This window comes from Nocardioides donggukensis, assembly GCF_014842875.1.
GTDB lineage: Bacteria > Actinomycetota > Actinomycetes > Propionibacteriales > Nocardioidaceae > Nocardioides > Nocardioides donggukensis.
Genome location: NZ_JACYXZ010000001.1, coordinates 93,340 through 111,719, shown reverse-complemented (window position 1 = coordinate 111,719; position 18,380 = coordinate 93,340). Strand labels below are relative to the sequence as shown.

General features: G+C 74.2%; 19 protein-coding genes. 4 read left to right on the top strand and 15 right to left on the bottom strand.

The features are described from left to right. Positions 1-110 precede the first annotated feature (110 nt). Together IE331_RS00510 and IE331_RS00505 are read right to left on the bottom strand one after the other, a co-directional pair. Positions 111-1,049, bottom strand: coding sequence for a DUF5926 family protein (locus IE331_RS00510; protein ID WP_192139467.1), 939 nt, complete (start codon positions 1,047-1,049; stop codon positions 111-113). Between the two features lie 10 nt (positions 1,050-1,059). Continuing rightward, positions 1,060-1,827 (bottom strand): glycerophosphodiester phosphodiesterase, encoded by a 768-nt coding sequence (locus tag IE331_RS00505; protein ID WP_192139465.1) that lies wholly within the window; start codon positions 1,825-1,827, stop codon positions 1,060-1,062. Positions 1,828-1,921: 94 nt separating this feature from the next. Between IE331_RS00505 and IE331_RS00500 the strand changes: the two genes are divergently transcribed. After that, positions 1,922-2,575 carry a hypothetical protein gene (locus tag IE331_RS00500; RefSeq protein ID WP_192139463.1) on the top strand — a complete coding sequence of 218 codons (654 nt, stop codon included), beginning with the start codon at positions 1,922-1,924 and terminating at the stop codon, positions 2,573-2,575. A gap of 50 nt (positions 2,576-2,625) precedes the next feature. Here IE331_RS00500 and IE331_RS00495 read toward each other — a convergent pair whose 3' ends face one another. Then, complete coding sequence (locus tag IE331_RS00495; protein WP_192139461.1) at positions 2,626-3,840, bottom strand: ATP-binding protein; 1,215 nt, start codon at positions 3,838-3,840, stop codon at positions 2,626-2,628. A 92-nt stretch (positions 3,841-3,932) separates the two neighbouring features. Beyond that, positions 3,933-4,172: a hypothetical protein gene (locus IE331_RS00490; protein WP_192139459.1), complete on the bottom strand. Its 240-nt coding sequence runs from the start codon at positions 4,170-4,172 to the stop codon at positions 3,933-3,935. A gap of 88 nt (positions 4,173-4,260) precedes the next feature. On the opposite strand from IE331_RS00490, the gene IE331_RS00485 reads away from it, so the two are divergent. Beyond that, positions 4,261-5,127, top strand: a complete 867-nt coding sequence (locus IE331_RS00485) for an Fpg/Nei family DNA glycosylase (protein WP_192139457.1) — start codon at positions 4,261-4,263, stop codon at positions 5,125-5,127. Positions 5,128-5,143: 16 nt separating this feature from the next. After that, positions 5,144-5,476 (top strand): rhodanese-like domain-containing protein, encoded by a 333-nt coding sequence (locus IE331_RS00480; RefSeq protein ID WP_192139455.1) that lies wholly within the window; start codon positions 5,144-5,146, stop codon positions 5,474-5,476. Between the two features lie 9 nt (positions 5,477-5,485). Here IE331_RS00480 and IE331_RS00475 read toward each other — a convergent pair whose 3' ends face one another. The 4 genes from IE331_RS00475 to aat are packed head-to-tail and all read right to left on the bottom strand — an operon-like array spanning position 5,486 to position 7,685. Beyond that, on the bottom strand, positions 5,486-5,923 hold the full coding sequence (locus IE331_RS00475) for a hypothetical protein (protein ID WP_192139453.1): 438 nt from the start codon (positions 5,921-5,923) through the stop codon (positions 5,486-5,488). 4 nt (positions 5,924-5,927) lie between these two features. After that, the gene (locus tag IE331_RS00470; protein WP_192139451.1) at positions 5,928-6,371 is read right to left on the bottom strand and encodes a hypothetical protein; all 444 of its coding nucleotides are present in this window, start codon (positions 6,369-6,371) and stop codon (positions 5,928-5,930) included. Positions 6,372-6,423: 52 nt separating this feature from the next. Continuing rightward, on the bottom strand, positions 6,424-7,002 hold the full coding sequence (locus IE331_RS00465) for a hypothetical protein (RefSeq protein ID WP_192139449.1): 579 nt from the start codon (positions 7,000-7,002) through the stop codon (positions 6,424-6,426). After that, positions 6,999-7,685 carry a leucyl/phenylalanyl-tRNA--protein transferase gene (gene aat / locus IE331_RS00460; protein ID WP_192139447.1) on the bottom strand — a complete coding sequence of 229 codons (687 nt, stop codon included), beginning with the start codon at positions 7,683-7,685 and terminating at the stop codon, positions 6,999-7,001. Before aat ends, IE331_RS00465 begins: the two co-directional genes overlap by 4 nt. A 99-nt stretch (positions 7,686-7,784) precedes the next feature. Here aat and IE331_RS00455 point away from each other — a divergent pair, with 99 nt between their 5' ends. Next, positions 7,785-8,477 carry an EcsC family protein gene (locus IE331_RS00455; RefSeq protein ID WP_192139445.1) on the top strand — a complete coding sequence of 231 codons (693 nt, stop codon included), beginning with the start codon at positions 7,785-7,787 and terminating at the stop codon, positions 8,475-8,477. On the opposite strand, the gene IE331_RS00450 is transcribed toward IE331_RS00455, so the two are convergent. From IE331_RS00450 to IE331_RS00420, 7 genes are read right to left on the bottom strand one after another with little or no spacing between them, the layout of a single operon-like run. Beyond that, positions 8,438-9,652 (bottom strand): hypothetical protein, encoded by a 1,215-nt coding sequence (locus IE331_RS00450; protein WP_201930815.1) that lies wholly within the window; start codon positions 9,650-9,652, stop codon positions 8,438-8,440. The genes IE331_RS00455 and IE331_RS00450 overlap by 40 nt on opposite strands. Then, the gene (locus tag IE331_RS00445) at positions 9,649-11,061 is read right to left on the bottom strand and encodes a serine/threonine-protein kinase (protein WP_192139443.1); all 1,413 of its coding nucleotides are present in this window, start codon (positions 11,059-11,061) and stop codon (positions 9,649-9,651) included. The genes IE331_RS00450 and IE331_RS00445 overlap by 4 nt, the downstream gene beginning before the upstream one ends. A 10-nt stretch (positions 11,062-11,071) precedes the next feature. Beyond that, on the bottom strand, positions 11,072-12,160 hold the full coding sequence (locus IE331_RS00440; protein ID WP_192139441.1) for a hypothetical protein: 1,089 nt from the start codon (positions 12,158-12,160) through the stop codon (positions 11,072-11,074). Then, complete coding sequence (locus IE331_RS00435) at positions 12,157-13,098, bottom strand: hydroxymethylglutaryl-CoA lyase (RefSeq protein WP_192139439.1); 942 nt, start codon at positions 13,096-13,098, stop codon at positions 12,157-12,159. The genes IE331_RS00440 and IE331_RS00435 overlap by 4 nt, the downstream gene beginning before the upstream one ends. Next, positions 13,095-15,041 (bottom strand): acetyl/propionyl/methylcrotonyl-CoA carboxylase subunit alpha, encoded by a 1,947-nt coding sequence (locus IE331_RS00430; protein ID WP_192139438.1) that lies wholly within the window; start codon positions 15,039-15,041, stop codon positions 13,095-13,097. The genes IE331_RS00435 and IE331_RS00430 overlap by 4 nt, the downstream gene beginning before the upstream one ends. A 5-nt stretch (positions 15,042-15,046) precedes the next feature. Continuing rightward, positions 15,047-16,660 carry a carboxyl transferase domain-containing protein gene (locus tag IE331_RS00425; RefSeq protein ID WP_192139436.1) on the bottom strand — a complete coding sequence of 538 codons (1,614 nt, stop codon included), beginning with the start codon at positions 16,658-16,660 and terminating at the stop codon, positions 15,047-15,049. Between the two features lie 59 nt (positions 16,661-16,719). Next, on the bottom strand, positions 16,720-18,366 hold the full coding sequence (locus tag IE331_RS00420; RefSeq protein WP_192139434.1) for an amidohydrolase: 1,647 nt from the start codon (positions 18,364-18,366) through the stop codon (positions 16,720-16,722). Between the last annotated feature and the right edge of the window lie 14 nt (positions 18,367-18,380).

The window sequence follows — 18,380 nt, the reverse complement described above, 5'->3', positions numbered from 1 at the left end:
ACAACAACGACCGGGCGAGGAAGAACCTACGGGATCGCGGGGGCGAACTCAACTGCAGAGGGCAAACTCGCGGGTCTGATTTGTCCCATTCTCCCCACCGGCCCCCCTGGTCAGCGAATCGTGACCTGACGGTTGGCCAGACCGGACCGCGCGGCCCGCTCCTGAGGCCCCAGATCGCCGCCTGCCGCCAGGGCGTCGGCCAGGGCGGCCGCGAACCTCCGGGCCGGCTCCTCGAGCACCTCGGCACCGGTCCCGACGGGCAGGTCCCACACCGGGGCCAGCAGCCCGTGCGCCCGGAACATGCCCACGAGCCGTCCGTCGTCGACCAGCGCGTCCTGGCCCGCGGCGTGCAGCCTGGCCAGGGCGGTGAGCAGGTCGTCCTCCGGCTCCGGCATCACCCAGCGCAGGTGCTCCTTGGGACCGACGTCGGTCCAGTACGCCGCCTCGACGCCGGCCAGCTTCGCGGTCGGGTTGATCGAGCCGTCGGCCTGCTCGAGCGCGGCGACCAGGTCGGGGTCCCGGGCCTGGTCGTCGTCGAGCCAGTAGGTGAACCCGTCGTGCACGGTCACCTCGAGCGGGGCGTCCACGACCAGGTCCTGCAGGCGGGGGCCCTCGCCGGGCGGGTCGGTCAGCCCGACCGTGCCCTCGTCGGCCGCGAGGGCGGCGGTCAGCACCGCCCCGAGGTCGCGGGAGGGGTCGCCGAAGCTGTGCAGGACCTGCAGCCCGAGCCACACCGACCCGTCGGCGCGCACCTGCGCCGGCGCCGCGCCGGGCAGCAGGCTGGCCAGGCGCACCTCCCGGTCCGGGGAGTCGCGCACCGTGATCGGGGCGGTCGCGGCGGGGACCAGCTCGCGCAGGGCGACCAGGTCGCACTCGCCTGCGAGGCCGGCGAACGGGCGGGCGACGTACACCGGGGGCGGACCGTCGGCGGCGCCGTGGCAGGCCTTGTAGCGGCGACCCGAGCCGCACGGGCAGGGCTGGCGCGGGCCGACCTCACCGGGTGCGGTGGTGGCGGCCTCGCGGCCCTTCGTGCGTGAGCGCTTTCCCATGTCGGGCAGGCTACCGACCGAGCTGCTCGAGGATGTACGCCGGGCGGTCGGTGATCACGGCCTCGACCCCCAGCGACTGGCACAGCTGGAGGTCCTCGGCGGTGTTCACGGTCCACACGTGCACCCGCCAGCCCTTGAGGTGCCGGCCGAGGCCGGGGTGCTCGCGGAGCTCGCCGATGCCGGGTCCGATGATCCAGTCCGGCTCGACCATCCGGCGCAGCATCGGCCAGTGGTGCGCCTTGTCGACGAGCTGGACGACCGGCACCTCCGGGGCCAGCCGGCGGGCCCTCTGCAGCGCCGTGTGCGAGAAGCTCATCACCCGCACCGGCGACCCGGCGCGATCCCAGCCGAACTCGCGCAGCAGCTGGATCAGGCGGCGCTCCACCAGGCCGCCGTACCGGGTGGGGTGCTTGGTCTCGATCGCCACCTCGACCCGGCGGTCCAGGCCGGCAGCGGTCTCCAGGAGCTTGCGCAGGGTCAGCACCTTGCCGTGCTCGGGGTCGACGTCGGGCGCCTCGTCGTCGAGCTCGGCCCAGGGGTTCTTCCAGATCGAGAAGTCGAGCTCGTTGAGCTCCTCGAGCTCCATGGTCGAGACCGTGCCGCGGTTCGCGGCGGTGCGCCGCAAGGTCCGGTCGTGGACGCAGACGAGGTGACCGTCGGCGGTCAGCCGGACGTCGCACTCGAGGCCGTCGGCGCCGTGCTCCAGTGCGGCCAGATAGGCCCCCAGGGTGTGCTCGGCCTGCTCGTGGCTGGCACCGCGGTGAGCGACGACCTGCATGGGTCCATCCTGCGCAGATCCGGTGCCCGTTCGCCAGCAGGCGTCCCGGGCGCCGTGGCACGATCGTGGGCACCACCTCGGGAAGGAGCCGCGCATGGCGGCCACACAGGACACCGGGCCGACCGCCGCCCGGACCGAGGACGCCGCAGTGGCGGCGAGGCCGTGGCACCGCCGACGTGGCCTGTGGCTGGTCCTGCTGTCGGCGCTGGTGCTCGGTGTGGCGGCGAGTGGCTGGGTGCTCGCCGGAGCCAGGGCCCGCTCGGCGGTGGAGATCGTCCCCGTGCGCGAGGTGCGGTGCGAGGACTCCTCGGTGCGGGTACGGCGCTTCGCCGGCAGGCGGATCCCGACCATGGCGATGCGACCGGGGATGCGCTGCCGGTGGAGGCTGAGCGTCGAGAACGCCTCGTTCGCAACGGTCACGGTCACCGAGGTGATCCTCCCGTTCATGGGCCCGGGCGGGGGTGCCGCCGTGCGGGTCCGTGAGCTCGACGGCGAGGAGCCTGTCCTCGGCCCGGACGGCGACGGCATCGACGCCCGGTTCCCGGTCGACCACCGGCTGGCCCCGGGTGCGGACCTCCTGATCGACGTGGAGTTCAGGTTCCGGCCGCGCGGCTGCTCGGGGGCCGATCTGACGACCGTCTGGGGGTTCCCGACCCTCACCGTGGACTCGCTGCTCACGTCGGGGTCCGTCGTCGCCGACCTCGGCGTCGGCTTCCGCGGCACCCCGGAGGGCACCTGCGACACCTGACCTCGACGCGACTCCGCGTCCTGGTCCGCCCGCCGGCCCTAGGTGCGCCCTCAGCCCTGGTCGCGCAGGTAGCGGCCGAAGTGCGGCACGGTGAAGGCGATCCGCCCCCGCTCGCCGGAGTAGATCAGCCCCTTCTTCAGCAGGGCGTCCCGGGCCGGTGAGAGCGACTGCGGCTTCTTGCCGAGCACCGCGGCCACGTCGGCGGTCGGCACCGAGCCGATGTCGTCGACCTCCTCCTCGCCACGCTCGGCGATCGCCACCGCGGCGTCGGCCATCGCCCGCAGGTAGTCCCGCTCCCCCGGCGTGGCCCGCTCGTAGCGGCTGCCGAAGAAGCCGACCGCCAGCTCTGCCTCCGCCTCGGGTGCGGCCACGGCGACGTCCTCCGCGGTGATCGGGGACCGTGGGGCCAGGTCCCACACCGCCTTGCCGTAGGCCTGGATGAAGTACGGGTAGCCGCCGGTCGCCGCGTGCATCGCCCGCAGGGCGTCCTCGGCGAAGGCCGCGTCCTCGTCCTCGGCCGGCGCGGTGAGGGCACGGTCCGCCTCGGGCCGGGCCAGGCGGTCGATCCGCTGGTAGCGGAACAGCCGCTCGGAGTAGGACTTGCTGGCCGAGAGCACCGCCGGCAGGTGCGGCAGCCCGGCGCCGACCACGATCACCGGGAGGCCGGACTGGCTGATCTCGTGGCAGGCCGCGCAGAGCGCGGAGACGTCGTCGGGGCCCAGGTCCTGCATCTCGTCGAGGAACACCGCCACCCCCTTGCCGACGTCCGCGGCCAGGCCGCCGAGGTCGGTGAACAGCTCGACCAGGTCGATCTCGATGTCGCCCGAGTCGGCCCGGCCCTTCACCGCGGGGGCGTCGATGCCGGGGTTCCACTGGTCGCGCAGCCTCGCCCCGGTCCCGGCCTCGCGCTGGGCGAAGGCCTTGAGCACCCCCAGCACGTGGTCGACGTCGTCGGGCTGCGGGTGCCCGAGCTCGCGGACCGCCTGGTGCAGGGCGCCGGCGAGCGGGCGGCGCAGCCCCTGGTCCGGACGGGCCTCCAGCTTGCCGGTCCCCCACCCGCGGCGTACGGCCGCCGAGCGCAGCGCGTTGAGCAGCACGGTCTTGCCGACCCCGCGCAGGCCGGTCAGCACCAGCGAGCGCTCGGGGCGGCCACGGGCGATCCGCTCGAGCACCACGTCGAAGGCCCGCAGCTGCTCGTCGCGACCGGCCAGCTCGGGCGGGCGCTGCCCGGCGCCGGGGGCGTAGGGGTTCCGGATCGGGTCCACGATCGCAGCGTATCGGGGGATCTAGTCGATCCCGTAGATTTGCGTATCCCCGCCGAGCCGAGGCGAGCCGCCGGGCCGAGCCCTGCGGGCCGTCAGGACGCCGGCGACCGGGTCGCGTCGTACGTCGCGCCCAGGCCGGCGCGCAGCGCGTCGATCAGGTCCGGCACCTCGTCCACCGCGAGTCGGAAGCTGCCGGTGCAGACGTTCTCGCGCCACAGGGACAGGACGACCAGGTCCGCCTCGTGGTGCCAGGTCACGCGCAGGGCGCGGTCGTCGCCGCGGGCGTCGAGGACGATGACGCCGCCTCGAGGGAGCCGCGGGACGGACTGCACGCCTTCCATCATGCTCCGGGCCCCCTGATCTGTCACCCGGCCCGACGAACCCGCGCACCCCGGCCGGTGGCGGTCTAGTCTGGGCGGCGTGCCGGAGCTGCCCGAGGTGCAGGCGCTCGTCCAGGACCTGGGCGGCCGCCTCGACGGTCGCGCGATCGTGCGGGTCGACCTGGCCGCGTTCAGCGCGCTGAAGACCTACGACCCGCCGCTCTCCGCCCTCGAGGGGACCTTCGTCGACGGCGTCTCGCGGCACGGCAAGTTCCTCGACATCGAGGCCGGGGGGCTGCACCTGGTCCTCCACCTGGCCCGGGCCGGCTGGATCCGGTGGCGCGACGAGGTGCCGCGGCTCCCGCCCAAGCCCAGCAACCGGTCGCCGATCGCGGCCCGGGTCGTGCTCGACGACGACTCCGGGCTGGACATCACCGAGGCCGGCACCAAGAAGTCGCTCGCGATGTACGTCGTCCGGTCGCCGTCGGACGTGGAGGGCATCGCCCGGCTCGGCCCCGACCCGCTCGCCGACGCCTTCACGCCGGAGACCCTCGCGGAGATCCTCGCAGCCGCCGGCCGAGCGCAGGTCAAGGGCGTCCTGCGCCACCAGGGCACGATCGCCGGCATCGGCAACGCCTACTCCGACGAGGTGCTCCACGCCGCGCGCATGTCGCCGTTCAAGCCGGCCAGCGGCCTGACCCCCCAGGACGTGGCGACGCTGTACGCCGCCATCCGCGACGTCCTCGGCGCGGCGGTGGCCCGCTCGAGCGGTCTGGCCGCGAGCGAGCTGAAGGGTGAGAAGAAGTCACACCTGGCCGTCCACGGGCGGGCCGGGCAGGCGTGCCCCGTGTGCGGAGACACCGTGCGGGAGGTCTCGTTCGCCGACTCGAGCCTGCAGTACTGCCCCACCTGCCAGACCGGCGGCAAGCCGCTGGCGGACCGCAGGATGAGCAAGTTGCTCAAGTAGTTGTAACTTGGAACACATGCAGGTCCCCACCGTGAGCATCGCCGGCCTTCCCGACCCGGTGCCAGACCACCTCGCCGTGCTCGACGTCCGCGAGCAGGCCGAGTGGGACCACGGGCACATCGAGGGCGCCCTGCACGTGCCGTTGTGGGAGCTGCCCGGGAGGGTCTCGGAGATCCCACGGGGACAGGTGCTGGTCGTGTGCCGGGTCGGCGGCCGCTCCGCCCAGGCCGTGGCCTGGCTCGCCGAGCGGGGTCACGACGCCGTGAACCTCGCCGGGGGCATGCTCGACTGGGCCGGCGCGGGGCGACCGATGGTCAGTGCCACCGGCCGCCCACCGCAGGTGGTGTGACGGCCCGACTCAGGGCGCGGGAGGCGTCAGGCAGGTCTCGCTGCCGTACTGGAAGAAGGAGGCCACCTTCGCCTGCTTCTTCGCGGGCACCTTCTTGCCCAGCCTGTTGAGGTCCTTCTCGTCCTCGGACTTCGCCAGCACGTCGACGAAGATCCGCAGGCCGTCGGCCGCCCCGGCCGGCGCGCCGTCCGGCACCCCTATGGAGACCAGCTCGTCGAAGGGGCGCTGCATGCCCTCGAACTCATCGACGTCGCCGACCGACACGAACGCCTCGCAGAACGCGGCCGACTCGGGGTCGCCGGGCGCCGAGCCCTCGGGCTCGGCGGCGGTCGGCGACTCGCTCTCGGCGGCGGTGGCCGGGTCGGCCGCGGTCTCCTCACCCTCGTCACTCCCGCACCCGGCCACGAGGGCGGCCACCAGCAGGGGCGCGGCGATCCTGGTCAGCACCGGATCACTCGGTGGGCTCGTCGGTGGGCTCGTCGGCGGGCGACTCGCCGTCCTCGGGTGCGGGCTCCTCGGCGCAGGTGGTGGCCGAGTACTCGAAGAACGCCTGGACCGACGCCTGGCCCTCGGCGTCGATGTCCTCGCCGAGCTTGTTGGCCTCCTTCTCGTCGTCGGCCTCCGCGGCGAGGTCGGTCAGCACCTCGAAGCCGGCGACCGCCTCCTCCGGGGCCTCCTCCGGAAGACCCTGGTCGGCCATCTCGCCGATGGCGGACTTGGTCGACTCGAAGTCCTCGGTGGTCTCGATCGCGGTGAAGGAGTCGCAGAACTGCTCGGAGGTGACGCCCTCGTCACCCGAGGCGGACTCGCTCCCACCGTCGCCGCCACCGTCGCCGCCGCAGCCGACCGCGAGGGCGGTGAGCAGGACGAGGGGTGCTGCCAGTCGTGTGCGCATGGCACGGTCTCCTTGTCTGCCGGACCGTCGGACCGGCGGGGGGATCAGAGCACTACTCCGACGGAGCGAGCTCGGTCGGCAGCTCCGAAGGAAACCCTGACGGTAGCTCGGAGAGCAACTCGGACGGGAATCCTGGGGGCAGCCCACTGGGCAGCACAGTGGGCAGCACAGTGGGGAACCCGCTCGGAAATTCGCTCGGCAGCTCGGTCGGCAGCTCGGAGCGGAACCCGGACCCGAGGTCCCCCGGCAGGCCTGAGATCGCGGTGCACGTGGTCACCGTCCAGGCCAGGAAGGAGCCGAAGAGCCGGGTCTCCTCGGCGCTGAGCGCCTCGACCAGCCGCGTCGCCTCGGCCGCGTCCTCGGCCCGATGGGCCAGGTCGACGGCCAGCTCGAAGCCCCGCCGGGCGTCGTGGGTCATGTCCATCGGAGTGCCCACCGCCGCCAGGTCGGCGAAGACCTGCTTGCTGTGGGCGATGTCACCCTCGGAGACGACCAGCCGCTGGAAGACCGCGCAGTACGCCTCCGTGTCGGCGTCGTTCTGCGCCTCCTCCGACGCGCCGCCTCCGCAGCCGCAGGCGAGCCCCCCGAGCAGGGCCAGGCCGGGTGCCAGCCCGGCCAGGGAGCACCTCATCGCACGGCCCCCGACTCGCGCCGATCCCCGATCGGCGCCGCGGGGAGTGCCAGCGCGGCCGCGAGCCGGGTGAGGTACGCCGGTCGCGGGAGCTCGACCACCCCGAGCGAGGCCAGGTGGTGGGTGCGCCACTGCACGTCGAGCAGCCGCCGGTCGCGGTGCTCGTCGGAGAGCAGGTCGACGAGCGCGCAGAGCGCCACCTTGGACGCGTCGGTCTCGTGGTGGAACATCGACTCGCCCGCGAAGAGGCCGCCGATCGCCACGCCGTACAGCCCGCCGACCAGGCACCCGTCCCGCCACGCCTCGACCGAGTGCGCCCACCCGGCCTCGTGCAGGCGCAGGTAGGCGGCGGCCATCTCCGCGTCGATCCACGCCCCGCCGTCGCGGTCCGGGGCACCGCAGGCGGCGACCACGTCGGCGAAGGCGGTGTCCACGCGCACCTCGAAGCGCCGACGGGAGCGCCGCAGTGACCGCGAGACCCGCAGCCCGTCCAGGGGCAGGACGCCGCGGTGCCGCGGGGACCACCAGCCGAGCTCCCCCTCGACCGGCATCGGGAAGTAGCCGCCGCGGTAGGCCGCCAGCAGGGTGCCGGGCTCGAGGTCGGCACCGAACGCCACCAGGTCGTCGGGCGCGGCGGTGGGATCCGGGAACTCCCAGGGGCTCGCGGGCGGCTCGGTGGGCACCCCCTCACGATAGGCCGGTCCTGCCCGCGCGACCACGGTGCGGGCCGTCGTCCCGGGCGGCCCTGGGGTCGGCAACCCGGGCCCTCCTAGGATGGCGACATGGGATTCGGCAGCAGCGTCGGCAAGCGGCTCGCGCCGAAGCTCGCCCCCCGGATCACGGCGGCGGCGCCGGAGCTGACCACCGGGTTCGTCCGGCAGGCCCTGGACCGCGCCATCCGCGGGGTGGGGCCGCTGCCCGCCGCCGACGTGGCCGCCCGCAAGGCGCTCGAGGCCGAGGGCGGTGACGTCGAGGCGGCGATCAGCCAGATCGTCGAGACCCACGTCCGGTACGCCGGGGCGCAGGGCTTCGCCACCAACCTCGGCGGACTGGTGACGGCCACGGTGACGATCCCCGCGAACATCACCGGTCTGGCCCTGATCCAGTGCCGGATGGTCGCCGCCATCGCCTCCCTGCGCGGCCACGACCTGGCCGACCCGAGGGTCCGCAACGCCGTGCTGGTCTGCGTGGTCGGCGAGGACGCGGTCACCGAGCTGGTCCGCCGGAAGAAACTGCCGGCACCCCCGATGGCGCTGGCCACCGCACCGGTCCACGACCCCGACCTCGACAAGGTCGTGGCCGCCGAGGTCGCCTCCGAGCTGATCACGAAGGTCGCCGGCAAGCGGCTGGCCACGACGATCGGGCGCCGGGTGCCGGTCGTCGGGGGACTCGTCGGACTGGGCGCGGACGGCATCGCCACCTGGCGGATCGGGCGCTACGCCGGGCGCGAGCTCCTGCCCCGCAGCCGCCGGTAGAGCCGCATCAGGCGGCGCCCGGCGCCCCGGCCCTCGGCCGAGCGGACGATCCGCTCCCGCGCCTTGTAGCTCGGCCGGAGGTACGCGCGCTCCAGCGCCCGGTGCGCCTCGTCCAGCTCGGCCCGCAGGTCGGACTCGACCCGGCGGAGGCGGGCGGCCTCCCGCACCAGGGCCCGGATCGCGTCGAGCGCCGCCCGGTTGACCAGCCGCTCCCGCGGCCGGTCGGGGTCGCTGAACTCCACGCTCCCGGGCTCGGGCAGCAGCTCGCCGAGGTCCCCGACCACGTCGTACCCGCGGGCCCCAAGGTCGGCGACCCAGGCCTTGGAGAGCTCCTCGGCCCACGCGTGCGCCTCCGGCGGCAGCGACAGTCGTGGCGACCGGGTGCGACGGGAGAGCGTCTGGTGGGCCAGCAGCTCGCGGACCAGCGGCCGGTAGTCGGCCGGGGGCACGGTCTTGTTGACGGCGCGGTTGACCCGCCGCAGCAGGGCGGTCTCCGGCGCACCGAGCGAGGGGTTGGCCCGCTCGTCGTGCAGATCGAGCTCGACCTCGCCGAGGCCGAAGGCCTCGACGAAGCGCTCCCACAGCAGCGTCGGCGCCGCCCCGGCATGGGGGACGGTGACCAAGTGCACGCGGCCGGGGTCGAGTCGGTCGCCCCAGCGGTGCAGGATGTCGGGGATCTCCTGGACGCCCCAGAACCAGGTGGCGATCGCCCCCGAGCGCTCCGGGTCCCGGATCTGGTCGAGGAACGCGTGGTAGCGGATCGTGCGCCGGTGCTTGACGTTCTCCTGCCACTCGGCGGGGATCTGGCGCACCAGGTCGCGGGCCGAGACGAGCACGTGCACCTCGGTGTCGGGGTGGCCCAGCGAGCGCATCGCCCGGCGGACCTGCGCCCGGGTGGCGGTGGCCAGGATCTCGTGGCTGATGATCACCGTGCCGTCCCAGGCGCGGACCTGCTCGGCGAGCGCGTCCCAGGCGCCCACGGCCTCGGTCTCCAGCCCGCCCCAGGGCAGCCGCATCAGGTCGAGCGCGGCGAGGAAGTGCGCGTCGAACCGGTCGGCCGGGTAGAGGATGCCCTGTCGGGCCAGCACCTCGCGGTTGCGGAACAGGACGTCCTGGAGGTACGACGTGCCGGTCTTGGGTGTGCCCACGTGGATCAGCACCCGCTTCGGGCTCACCGACCGGCCTCCTTCGCGCTCAGCAGCGTCCGTAGCGCCACGTCGAGAACCGCCTCGTCCATGGATCCGCCCCCGGCAGGCCCGCCTGCGGGCCCACCGGGCCCACCGGGTCCGGCGGGCCCACCAGGATCGTCGACGGCCCTCGGCAGGAGCGCGTCGGGATCGCCGTGCACAGGGTAGCGAGCAGCGGCGATCTGGGAGCGCATTCGCTCGGCCCGCGCGCGCACCCACTCGCGGACCTCGTCCGGCAGGGCCGGCGGAGGCCCGGTCTCGGCCGCCAGCCAGGTCGCGGTGACCCGGCCCAGCACCTGCTGGTGACGTGCCGGCGGCACCAGCACCCGCAGCACGCGGTTGAGCTGGCGGACCAGCTCGACGGCGGCGGCCGAGAGCCCCTGGTCCGCCTGGTCCGCCGAGTACGCCCGGTCGGCCGAGTCCGCCCGGTCCGCACGGGAGGACAGGCCCGACGGGGCGAGCGGGCCGCGGTGGCCGAGGAGCCGGCCCGCGTCCGCGAGGGGGTCCGGTCCGACCAGCAGGTGCACCCGGCCCGGGCCGACCCGTGCGGCCCACCGGTCGGCGATCGCGGTCAGGTCGGCGCGCGGTGGCAGCTGGTCCCGGGCCGCCCAGTGCCGGACCCACCAGTCCCAGGTGGGCGTCACCCCCCGGCTGGTGACCCGCCAGCGCCACACGTCGGCCAGGACGCGGGACAGGTCGTCGCCGAGCACCAGCACCACGGGCGGCCGCAGGCCGCGCCGGTGGCCGGCGACCTCCAGCGCCGAACCGGTCACCCGGGCCAGGTGCGGGTCTCCGGCGAGCCGGTGGTCGCGACGCCACGGGACCGGCCGCCGCCCCGGCACCGGGTCGGTGCCCGGGCCGGAGCCCGGGCCGGAGCCCGGGCCGGAGCCCGGGCCAACATCCGGGACAGAGTCCGGGTCGGCATGCACGTCGGCATCCATCTCGGGGCAGGCCCCGGCGGCGACCTCGGCGAGCACGCCGGCCGCCAGCCGCACCAGCTCGGCGGCCGGCACGGCGGTCGGGTCCGCGGGCGGCGGGCCGAACCGGGTGCCGTCGCCGACACCGACCAGGGCACGGTCGGGGAGTCCGCGGCCGGGGGCGCTCGTGGCCAGCACCCGGTCCACCAGCGGCCCCGGGAGCGGTCCGGCTCCGGTCGGCCGAGCGGCGTTCAGACGGCGCACCAGCTCGAGCTGCCCGGCCGCGGGCAGCCCGGCCGGACCGGTCGGCCACTCCCCGGTCGGCCACTCCCCGGACGTCCTGCCCCCCGTGGCCCCATCCCCGGGCGGCCACTCCCCGGGCGGGCCTCCCGGGGAGCCGGACCCGAAGTCACCCCACGGGGTCGTTCCCCCGGCCCGCAGGTGGGCGACCCAGGCGGTGGCCAGCGCACGCTCGGTCATCCGGTGCGGCTCATCGACTGCGCCACTCCTGCGCACGTCTCTTGATCCGCGCCCCCAGCTCGCGCTCGGGATCGGGCCGCTTGGCGGCCTCCTTGGTCATCACCGCGAGCGCCTGGAGCGCGGCTCGGGAGAGCGCCTTGTTCGAGACCGTGTCCGGGTTGCGCCACCGGACGCCCTCGCCCCGGGGGCGGGGACGCAGGTCGTCCACGTCGCCGATGACGTGCACGCCCGACCCGCGCACCCAGTCGATCCACCGCTCGGCCTGCTCGGCGGCCCAGGCCTCCCGCTCGGGTGGCAGCTCCACCCGGCGGGAGCTCGTCGAGACCAGCTCGTTGGACGCGAGCAGCCGGCCGATCAGCTGGTCGTGCGGGGCCGAGCGCCGGGTGCGGCGGTCGATGCGTCGGTTGAGCTGGCGCAGCAGCTGGGTCTCGGCGATCCCGAGCGACTCGTTGGCCCGCTCGCTGTCCAGCGGAGCCCAGGCCGGGTCGATGCCGAACACGGTGCAGAAGCGCTCCCAGAGCTCGGTGGGCGCCGAGCCGGACGGGGGCACGGTCACGACGTGCACCCGCTCAGGGGGCAGGTTCCTCGTCCACGTGTTCAGCACCGTGGGCAGGTCGAAGGCCCGCATGAACCAGGCGTCGCCCTTCTCGGCCTTGTCGAGGAAGGTCCGGAACTTCCACCGTCGGCCCTGCTTGATGCTCTCCTGCCAGGCGGCCGGCAGCTGCCGCGCGAGGTCGCGGGCGCTGTAGACGATGTGCACCTCGGAGCCCTGCAGGTCGTTCATGAGCTTGGCGATCTTCGTCGCCGGCGCGGGAGCGAAGATCTCGTGGCTGACCACGACCGTGCCGCTGCGGCGGCGTACCTGCTTGACCAGGGCCGGCCAGGCACCCTCGGCGTGGCCGGGAGCACCGCCCCAGTCCTGGTCGAGCAGGTCGAGCGCGGCGCGGAACTGGAACAGCGCCGGCGAGACGAACATCGACCCGGTCGGGACGTGGACGTCGTGCTGGGCCAGGGTCCGCACGTTGCGGCTCAGCCGGTCCTGCAGGTACGTCGTCCCGGTCTTGGGAGCGCCGATGTGCAGGTAGACGGTGCGACTCATGCGCCAGATTGTGCCTGAACCACCCGCGAGGGACTCGGGCGACCGAGCCGACCGGCCATCCACACGCTGGCCTCGGTCAGTGCCGCGAGGTCGACGCCGGTCCCGATGCCCAGTCCGTGCAGCATCCAGACCAGGTCCTCGGTGGCGAGGTTGCCGGTGGCGCTCTCGGCGTACGGGCAGCCACCGAGCCCGCCGGCACTGGCGTCGAACGTGGTGACGCCCTCCTCGAGGGCGGCGTAGGCGTTGGCGAGGGCCTGCCCGTAGGTGTCGTGGAAGTGCACCGCCAGGTGCTCGACGCCGAGTCCGGCGGTGGTGAACGCCCGGAGCAGCGAGCGGACGTGACCGGCGGTGCCGACGCCGATCGTGTCGCCGAGACTCAACTGGCTGGCGCCCAGGTCGAAGAGCCGCCGGCCCACCTCCACCACCTGCTCCACCGGGACCGCCCCCTCCCAGGGGTCGCCGAAGCACATCGAGACGTAGGCGCGGACGTCCATCCCGGCCTCCCGGGCCCGGCGCACGGTCGGCTCGAACATCGCGAACTGCTCGTCCAGGCTCCGGTTGAGGTTGCGCTGCGCGAAGGTCTCGGTGGCCGACCCGAAGATCGCCACGTGTCGCAGGCCGAGCTCGAGCGCCCGGTCCAGGCCGCGCTCGTTGGGCACCAGCACCGGCAGCTCGCGCGCGGCGTCGCCGAGGTCGGCGACCAGGCTCGTCATCAGCTCGGCGGCATCGGCCAGCTGCGGCACCCAGCGCGGGTGCACGAAGCTGGTGGCCTCGACGATCGGCAGCCCGGCGGCCAGCAGCCGGCGGACGAACGCCGCCTTGTCCTCGGTCGCGACCGTGCCCTGCTCGTTCTGCAGCCCGTCCCGCGGGCCGACCTCCCAGATCGTCACCCGCTCGGGCAGGTCCGCCCGGTCGGGGACGACGTGCGGCTCCCTCATGACGTCTCCTCCTCGGGCGGGTCGACGACGAACAGCGCGGCCCCGAGGGCGACCTGGTCCCCGGTGCCCGCCCCGACACTGGCCACGACCCCGGCGAACGGCGCCTTCAGGGACAGCTCCATCTTCATGGCCTCCAGGACCCCCAGCAGCTCCCCCTCCGCGACCGACTGTCCCTCGGTCACCGCCACGTCGAGCACGGTGCCCGGCATCGGCGCCAGCACGGTGCCGTCCCCGGCGACGGCGGAGCTGTCGGCGAACGGGTCCGGGCGTCCGAAGACGTGCCGGTGCCCCTCGAGGACGACCTCGATGGCGTGCCCGCCGAGCGCGACCACGGCACGGTGCCGGCGGCCCTCGACCTCGAGCACCACGAGGTGGTCCGCGCAGCTGAGCTCGCGCACCGGCACCCCGTCGACCTCGCCGCGCGCACGGTCCACCCGGACCGGCCGGTCCAGCTCCACGATCGTCGCGGCCGGGTCGGCTCCCAGCCGCCAGCCGTCCGGGACGAAGGGGTGTGGCTCGCCGGCGGTCAGGGTGCGGACCGCGACGTCGGTCCAGGCCGCGACCAGCCGGGCCAAGTCTGCTCCCGGCGGGTCGATCGTGGCGCCGTCCAGCCAGGCGGTGTCGATCGTGGCGTCGCGGAACTCCTCGGAGGCGACCAGCGTCCGCAGGAACCCGGCGTTGGTGGTGAGGCCGAGGATCGCGGTGTCGTCCAGGGCCGCCACCAGCGCCCGGCGAGCGGTCTCCCGGTCCGGGCCGTGCACGATCACCTTGCCCAGCATCGGGTCGTAGGCCGTCGAGACGACCTGACCGGTCTCCAGCGCCGCGTCGACCCGGGCGTGCTCGGGCCAGCGCACCAGCGTGGCGGTGCCGGCCTGCGGCAGGAACCCGGCGAACGAGTCCTCGGCGTAGACCCGCGCCTCGATGGCGTGCCCGTGCAGCGCGACGTCCTGCTGGGCGAAGTCGAGCCGGTGCCCGCCGGTGACCCGCAGCTGCAGCTGCACCAGGTCCAGCGGCTGGCCCGCGACCCGGACCGCCAGCTCGGTGACCGGGTGCTCCACCTGGAGCCGGGTGTTCATCTCGAGGAAGTAGGCCTCGCCGGTGTCGGTGTCGAGCAGGAACTCGACGGTGCCGGCGTTGACGTAGCCGACGTGCTCGGCCAGGGCGACCGCCGCCCCGGTCACCCGGTCCCGGACCTCCTGGCCGATGGTCGGCGCGGGGGCCTCCTCGAGCACCTTCTGGTGCCGACGCTGGGTCGAGCAGTCCCGCTCGAAGAAGTGCCGGACGTTGCCGTGGCCGTCGGCGAGCACCTGCACCTCGATGTGCCGCCCGTGCTCGACGTACTTCTCCACGAGCAGGGTGTCGTCGCCGAACGACGAGGCCGCCTCGCGACGCGCCGAGGTGACCGCGGCGTCGTACTCCTCGGCGGTGCGCACGATCCGCATGCCCTTGCCGCCGCCGCCGGCGGCGGCCTTGACCAGCACCGGCAGGCTCATCGAGGAGACCGGGTCCTCGACGGAGTAGGACGGCACGACCGGCACCCCCGCCGCGACCGCGATCTCGCGGGCCGCGTCCTTGCGGCCCATCTGCTCCATGACCCGGGCCGAGGGCCCGACCAGCCGGAGCCCCGCGGCCTCGACGGCGGCCGCGAACGCCGCGCGCTCGGAGAGGAAGCCGTAGCCCGGGTGGATCGCGTCGGCGCCGGCACCGACGGCGGCGGCCACGACGGCGTCGATGTCGAGGTAGCTCGGCACCGGCACAGAGTCGTCGGCGGCGATCACATGCGGCGCGTGCGCGTCCAGCTCGGAGTGGATCGCGACGCTGCGCAGGCCGAGGGCGCGGCAGCCACGCACGATCCGCAGCGCGATCTCGCCGCGGTTGGCGACCAGCACGCAGCCCAGCCCCCGGTGGTCCCTGATCTCGTGGTCCCTGATCTCGTGGTCCATCGTCATCACATCCGGAAGATGCCGTAGGAGGGGCCGGGGATCGGCGCGTCGGCCGCGGCGGCCAGGCCCATGCCGAGGACCCGCCGGGTGTCGGCCGGGTCGATCACGCCGTCGTCCCAGAGCCGGGCCGTGGAGTAGTACGGCGAGCCCTGGGCCTCGTAGGTGTCCCGGATCGGCGCCCGGAACTGCTCCTCCTCCTCGGCCGACCAGGACCCGCCCCGGGCCTCGATGCCGTCGCGGCGCACGGTGGCGAGCACGGCCGCGGCCTGCTCCCCGCCCATCACCGAGATCCGGGCGTTGGGCCACATCCAGAGGAAGCGCGGGTCGTAGGCACGCCCGCACATGCCGTAGTTGCCGGCCCCGAACGAGCCGCCGATGACCACGGTGAACTTCGGTACGACGCTGCACGCGACGGCGGTGACCAGCTTGGCACCGTCCCGGGCGATGCCGCGGTTCTCGTACTCCCGGCCGACCATGAAGCCGGTGATGTTCTGCAGGAACACCAGCGGGATGCCGCGCTGGTTGCACAGCTCGATGAAGTGCGCGCCCTTGAGCGCGGACTCGCTGAACAGGATGCCGTTGTTGGCGACGATCCCGACCGGGTGGCCGTGGATCCGCGCGAAGCCGCAGACCAGTGTCTCGCCGTAGAGCTCCTTGAACTCCTGGAGCCGGCTGCCGTCGACGATCCGCCGGATCACCTCGCGCACGTCGTACGGCGTGCGGGTGTCGGCCGGCACCACGTCGTAGAGCCCGGCCGGGTCCTCGTGCGGCTCCTCGATCTCCCGGGGCGGTTGCGGGCGGCGGCCCGTGCCGGTCTCGAAGCCGGCGCCCACCTCGAAGGTGTCGACGATGCTGCGGACGATCGCGAGCGCGTGCGCGTCGTCCTCCGCGAGGTGGTCCACCACGCCGGAGCGGCGGGCGTGGACGTCACCGCCGCCGAGGTCCTCGGCGGTGACCACCTCGCCGGTCGCGGCCTTCACCAGCGGCGGCCCGCCGAGGAAGATCGTGCCCTGGTCCCGGACGATCACGGTCTCGTCGGACATCGCCGGGACGTAGGCGCCGCCGGCGGTGCACGAGCCCATGACCGCCGCCACCTGCGGGATGCCGCGGGCCGACATCGTGGCCTGGTTGAAGAAGATCCGGCCGAAGTGCTCCCGGTCCGGGAAGACCTCGTCCTGGAGCGGCAGGAACGCGCCGCCGGAGTCGACCAGGGCGATGCACGGGAGCCGGTTCTCGGCGGCGATCTGCTGGGCGCGCAGGTGCTTCTTGACGGTGATCGGGTAGTAGGTGCCGCCCTTCACGGTCGCGTCGTTGGCGATCACCATCACCTCGCGGCCGCTGACCCGGCCGATCCCGGTGACGATGCCGGCGCTCGGCACGACGTCCGGGTCGTCGGGCGAGGCGTCGGGGCCGGCGTACATCCCGGTGGCGGCCAGGGGGCTGAGCTCGAGGAACGGCGAGCCCGGGTCGAGCAGCCGGTCCACCCGGTCGCGGACCAGCAGCTTGCCGCGGTCGGTGTGCTTGGCCCGGGCGGCGTCCGAGCCGCCCGCGCCGCCCTCGCGCGCCGCGGCCAGCCGGGCTCGCAGGTCCGCGGTCACCGTCCTGAGGTCCTCGGCCATCCCGCGCCCACCTTCCCAACTCGCTCGTTCCCGGTCCCGACCGACAAGGTTAGCGACTGTTAACCGCCCCGTCCATCGCGCTCGAAGACCAGCCGGCCCTCGGTGTAGGTCCGCATCACCCGGGTCCGGCCGAGCTCCTCGTTGGGGAGCGCGCAGAGGTCCTGGTCGAGGACGACCGCGTCCGCCCGGGACCCGACCTGGATCATGCCCGCGTCCGTGCGGTGGTTCACCCAGGCCGAGCCGTGCGTGTAGGCCTCCAGGGCCTGCTCGATGGTGATCGCCTGCTCCGGCGTGAGCGGGTCCTTGGCGTCCTCGTCGGAGCCGTAGGCGCAGCGGTTCACCAGCACGTGGATGGCGGCGATCACGTCGGGAGGGTTGATCGGCCAGTCGCTCCCCCCGGCGACGTGGCCACCGGCCGCGAGGATGTCGGCCACCGGGTAGTGCCATTGCATCCGGCGGTCGTCGAGGTGCGGCGCGAGCAGCTCCACGGCCGGGGTCATGCTGCTGGCCCACATCCCCTCGATGTTGGCCGAGACCCCGAGCGAGCGGAACCGGCCGCGGTCCTCGGGGCGGACCAGCTGCAGATGCGCCACCTGGTGCCGACGGTCGTTCATGCCGTTGGCCCGCCGGGCCGCCTCGACCGCGTCGAGGGCGTGGGTGACCGCCAGGTCGCCGATGGCGTGGAAGTGCACCTGGAAGCCGGCGTCGTCGAGGGCGGTCACGGCCTCGATCGCCTCGTGGCGGCTGAGGAAGTTCAGCCCCGAGTCGCCGCACGGGCAGTGCAGCTCGCCCACGTAGGGCTCGCTCATCGCCGCCGTGAAGGTCTGCGTGACGCCGTCCATCATCACCTTCACCGATCGGGCGTCCAGGCCCGCCTCGGCCAGCCGGTCCCGCTGGTCGCAGAGGTCCTGCACCTGCTCCAGGCCCCGGTCCCGGTCCCACCACTGCGAGGTGTGGACCAGCGAATTGAGCTCGCCCGCGGCGATCAGGTCCAGGTAGGCCTGGGTCGGGTCGTCCAGCCCGGCGTAGCCGCCGATGAGCGCGTCGTGCCACCCGGTGATCCCCCACGAGTACAGGTGCTGCTGCGCCGACCGCAACGCGTCGGCGTACTCCTCGCGGGAGGTGGTGACGTGGTCGCCGACCATGGCCATCGCGGCCTCCCGGACGGTGCCGGTCGGATTGCCGTCGGCGTCCCGGACGAACCAGCCGTCCGGAGGGTCGGGGGTGGCCGAGGTGATCCCCGCGATCTCCAGCGCGCGGGTGTTCACCCAGGCGTCGTGGTGGTCGGTGCTCGGCAGGAACGCCGGCCGGTCGGAGACGATCTCGTCGAGCATGCTCGCGGTCGGCCCCTCCGGGCCGAACATGTCGACCGACCAGCCGCCGCCGCGGACCCACTCGTCGTCCGGCCGCTCGGCGACGTGCCGGCGCAGCGCCGCGACGTACTCCTCCCGCGAGCCGAGGCCGGACAGGTCGCACCGCAGCTGCTCGAGGCCGCCGATCATCGGGTGCACGTGGGCGTCCTGGAAGCCCGGCACGAGCATCCCGCCGGCGAGGTCGACCTCCTCGGCGTCGGGACCGGCCTGCTCCCGGGCCACGTCGAGGTCGCCCATCGCGACCACCCGACCGTCGCGGACGGCGACGGCCTGCCTGCCACGGTCCCGTTGGCCGTCGAAGACGCGGCCGTTCACGAAGAGGAGTCCGGTCATGGGCTCATCGTGCC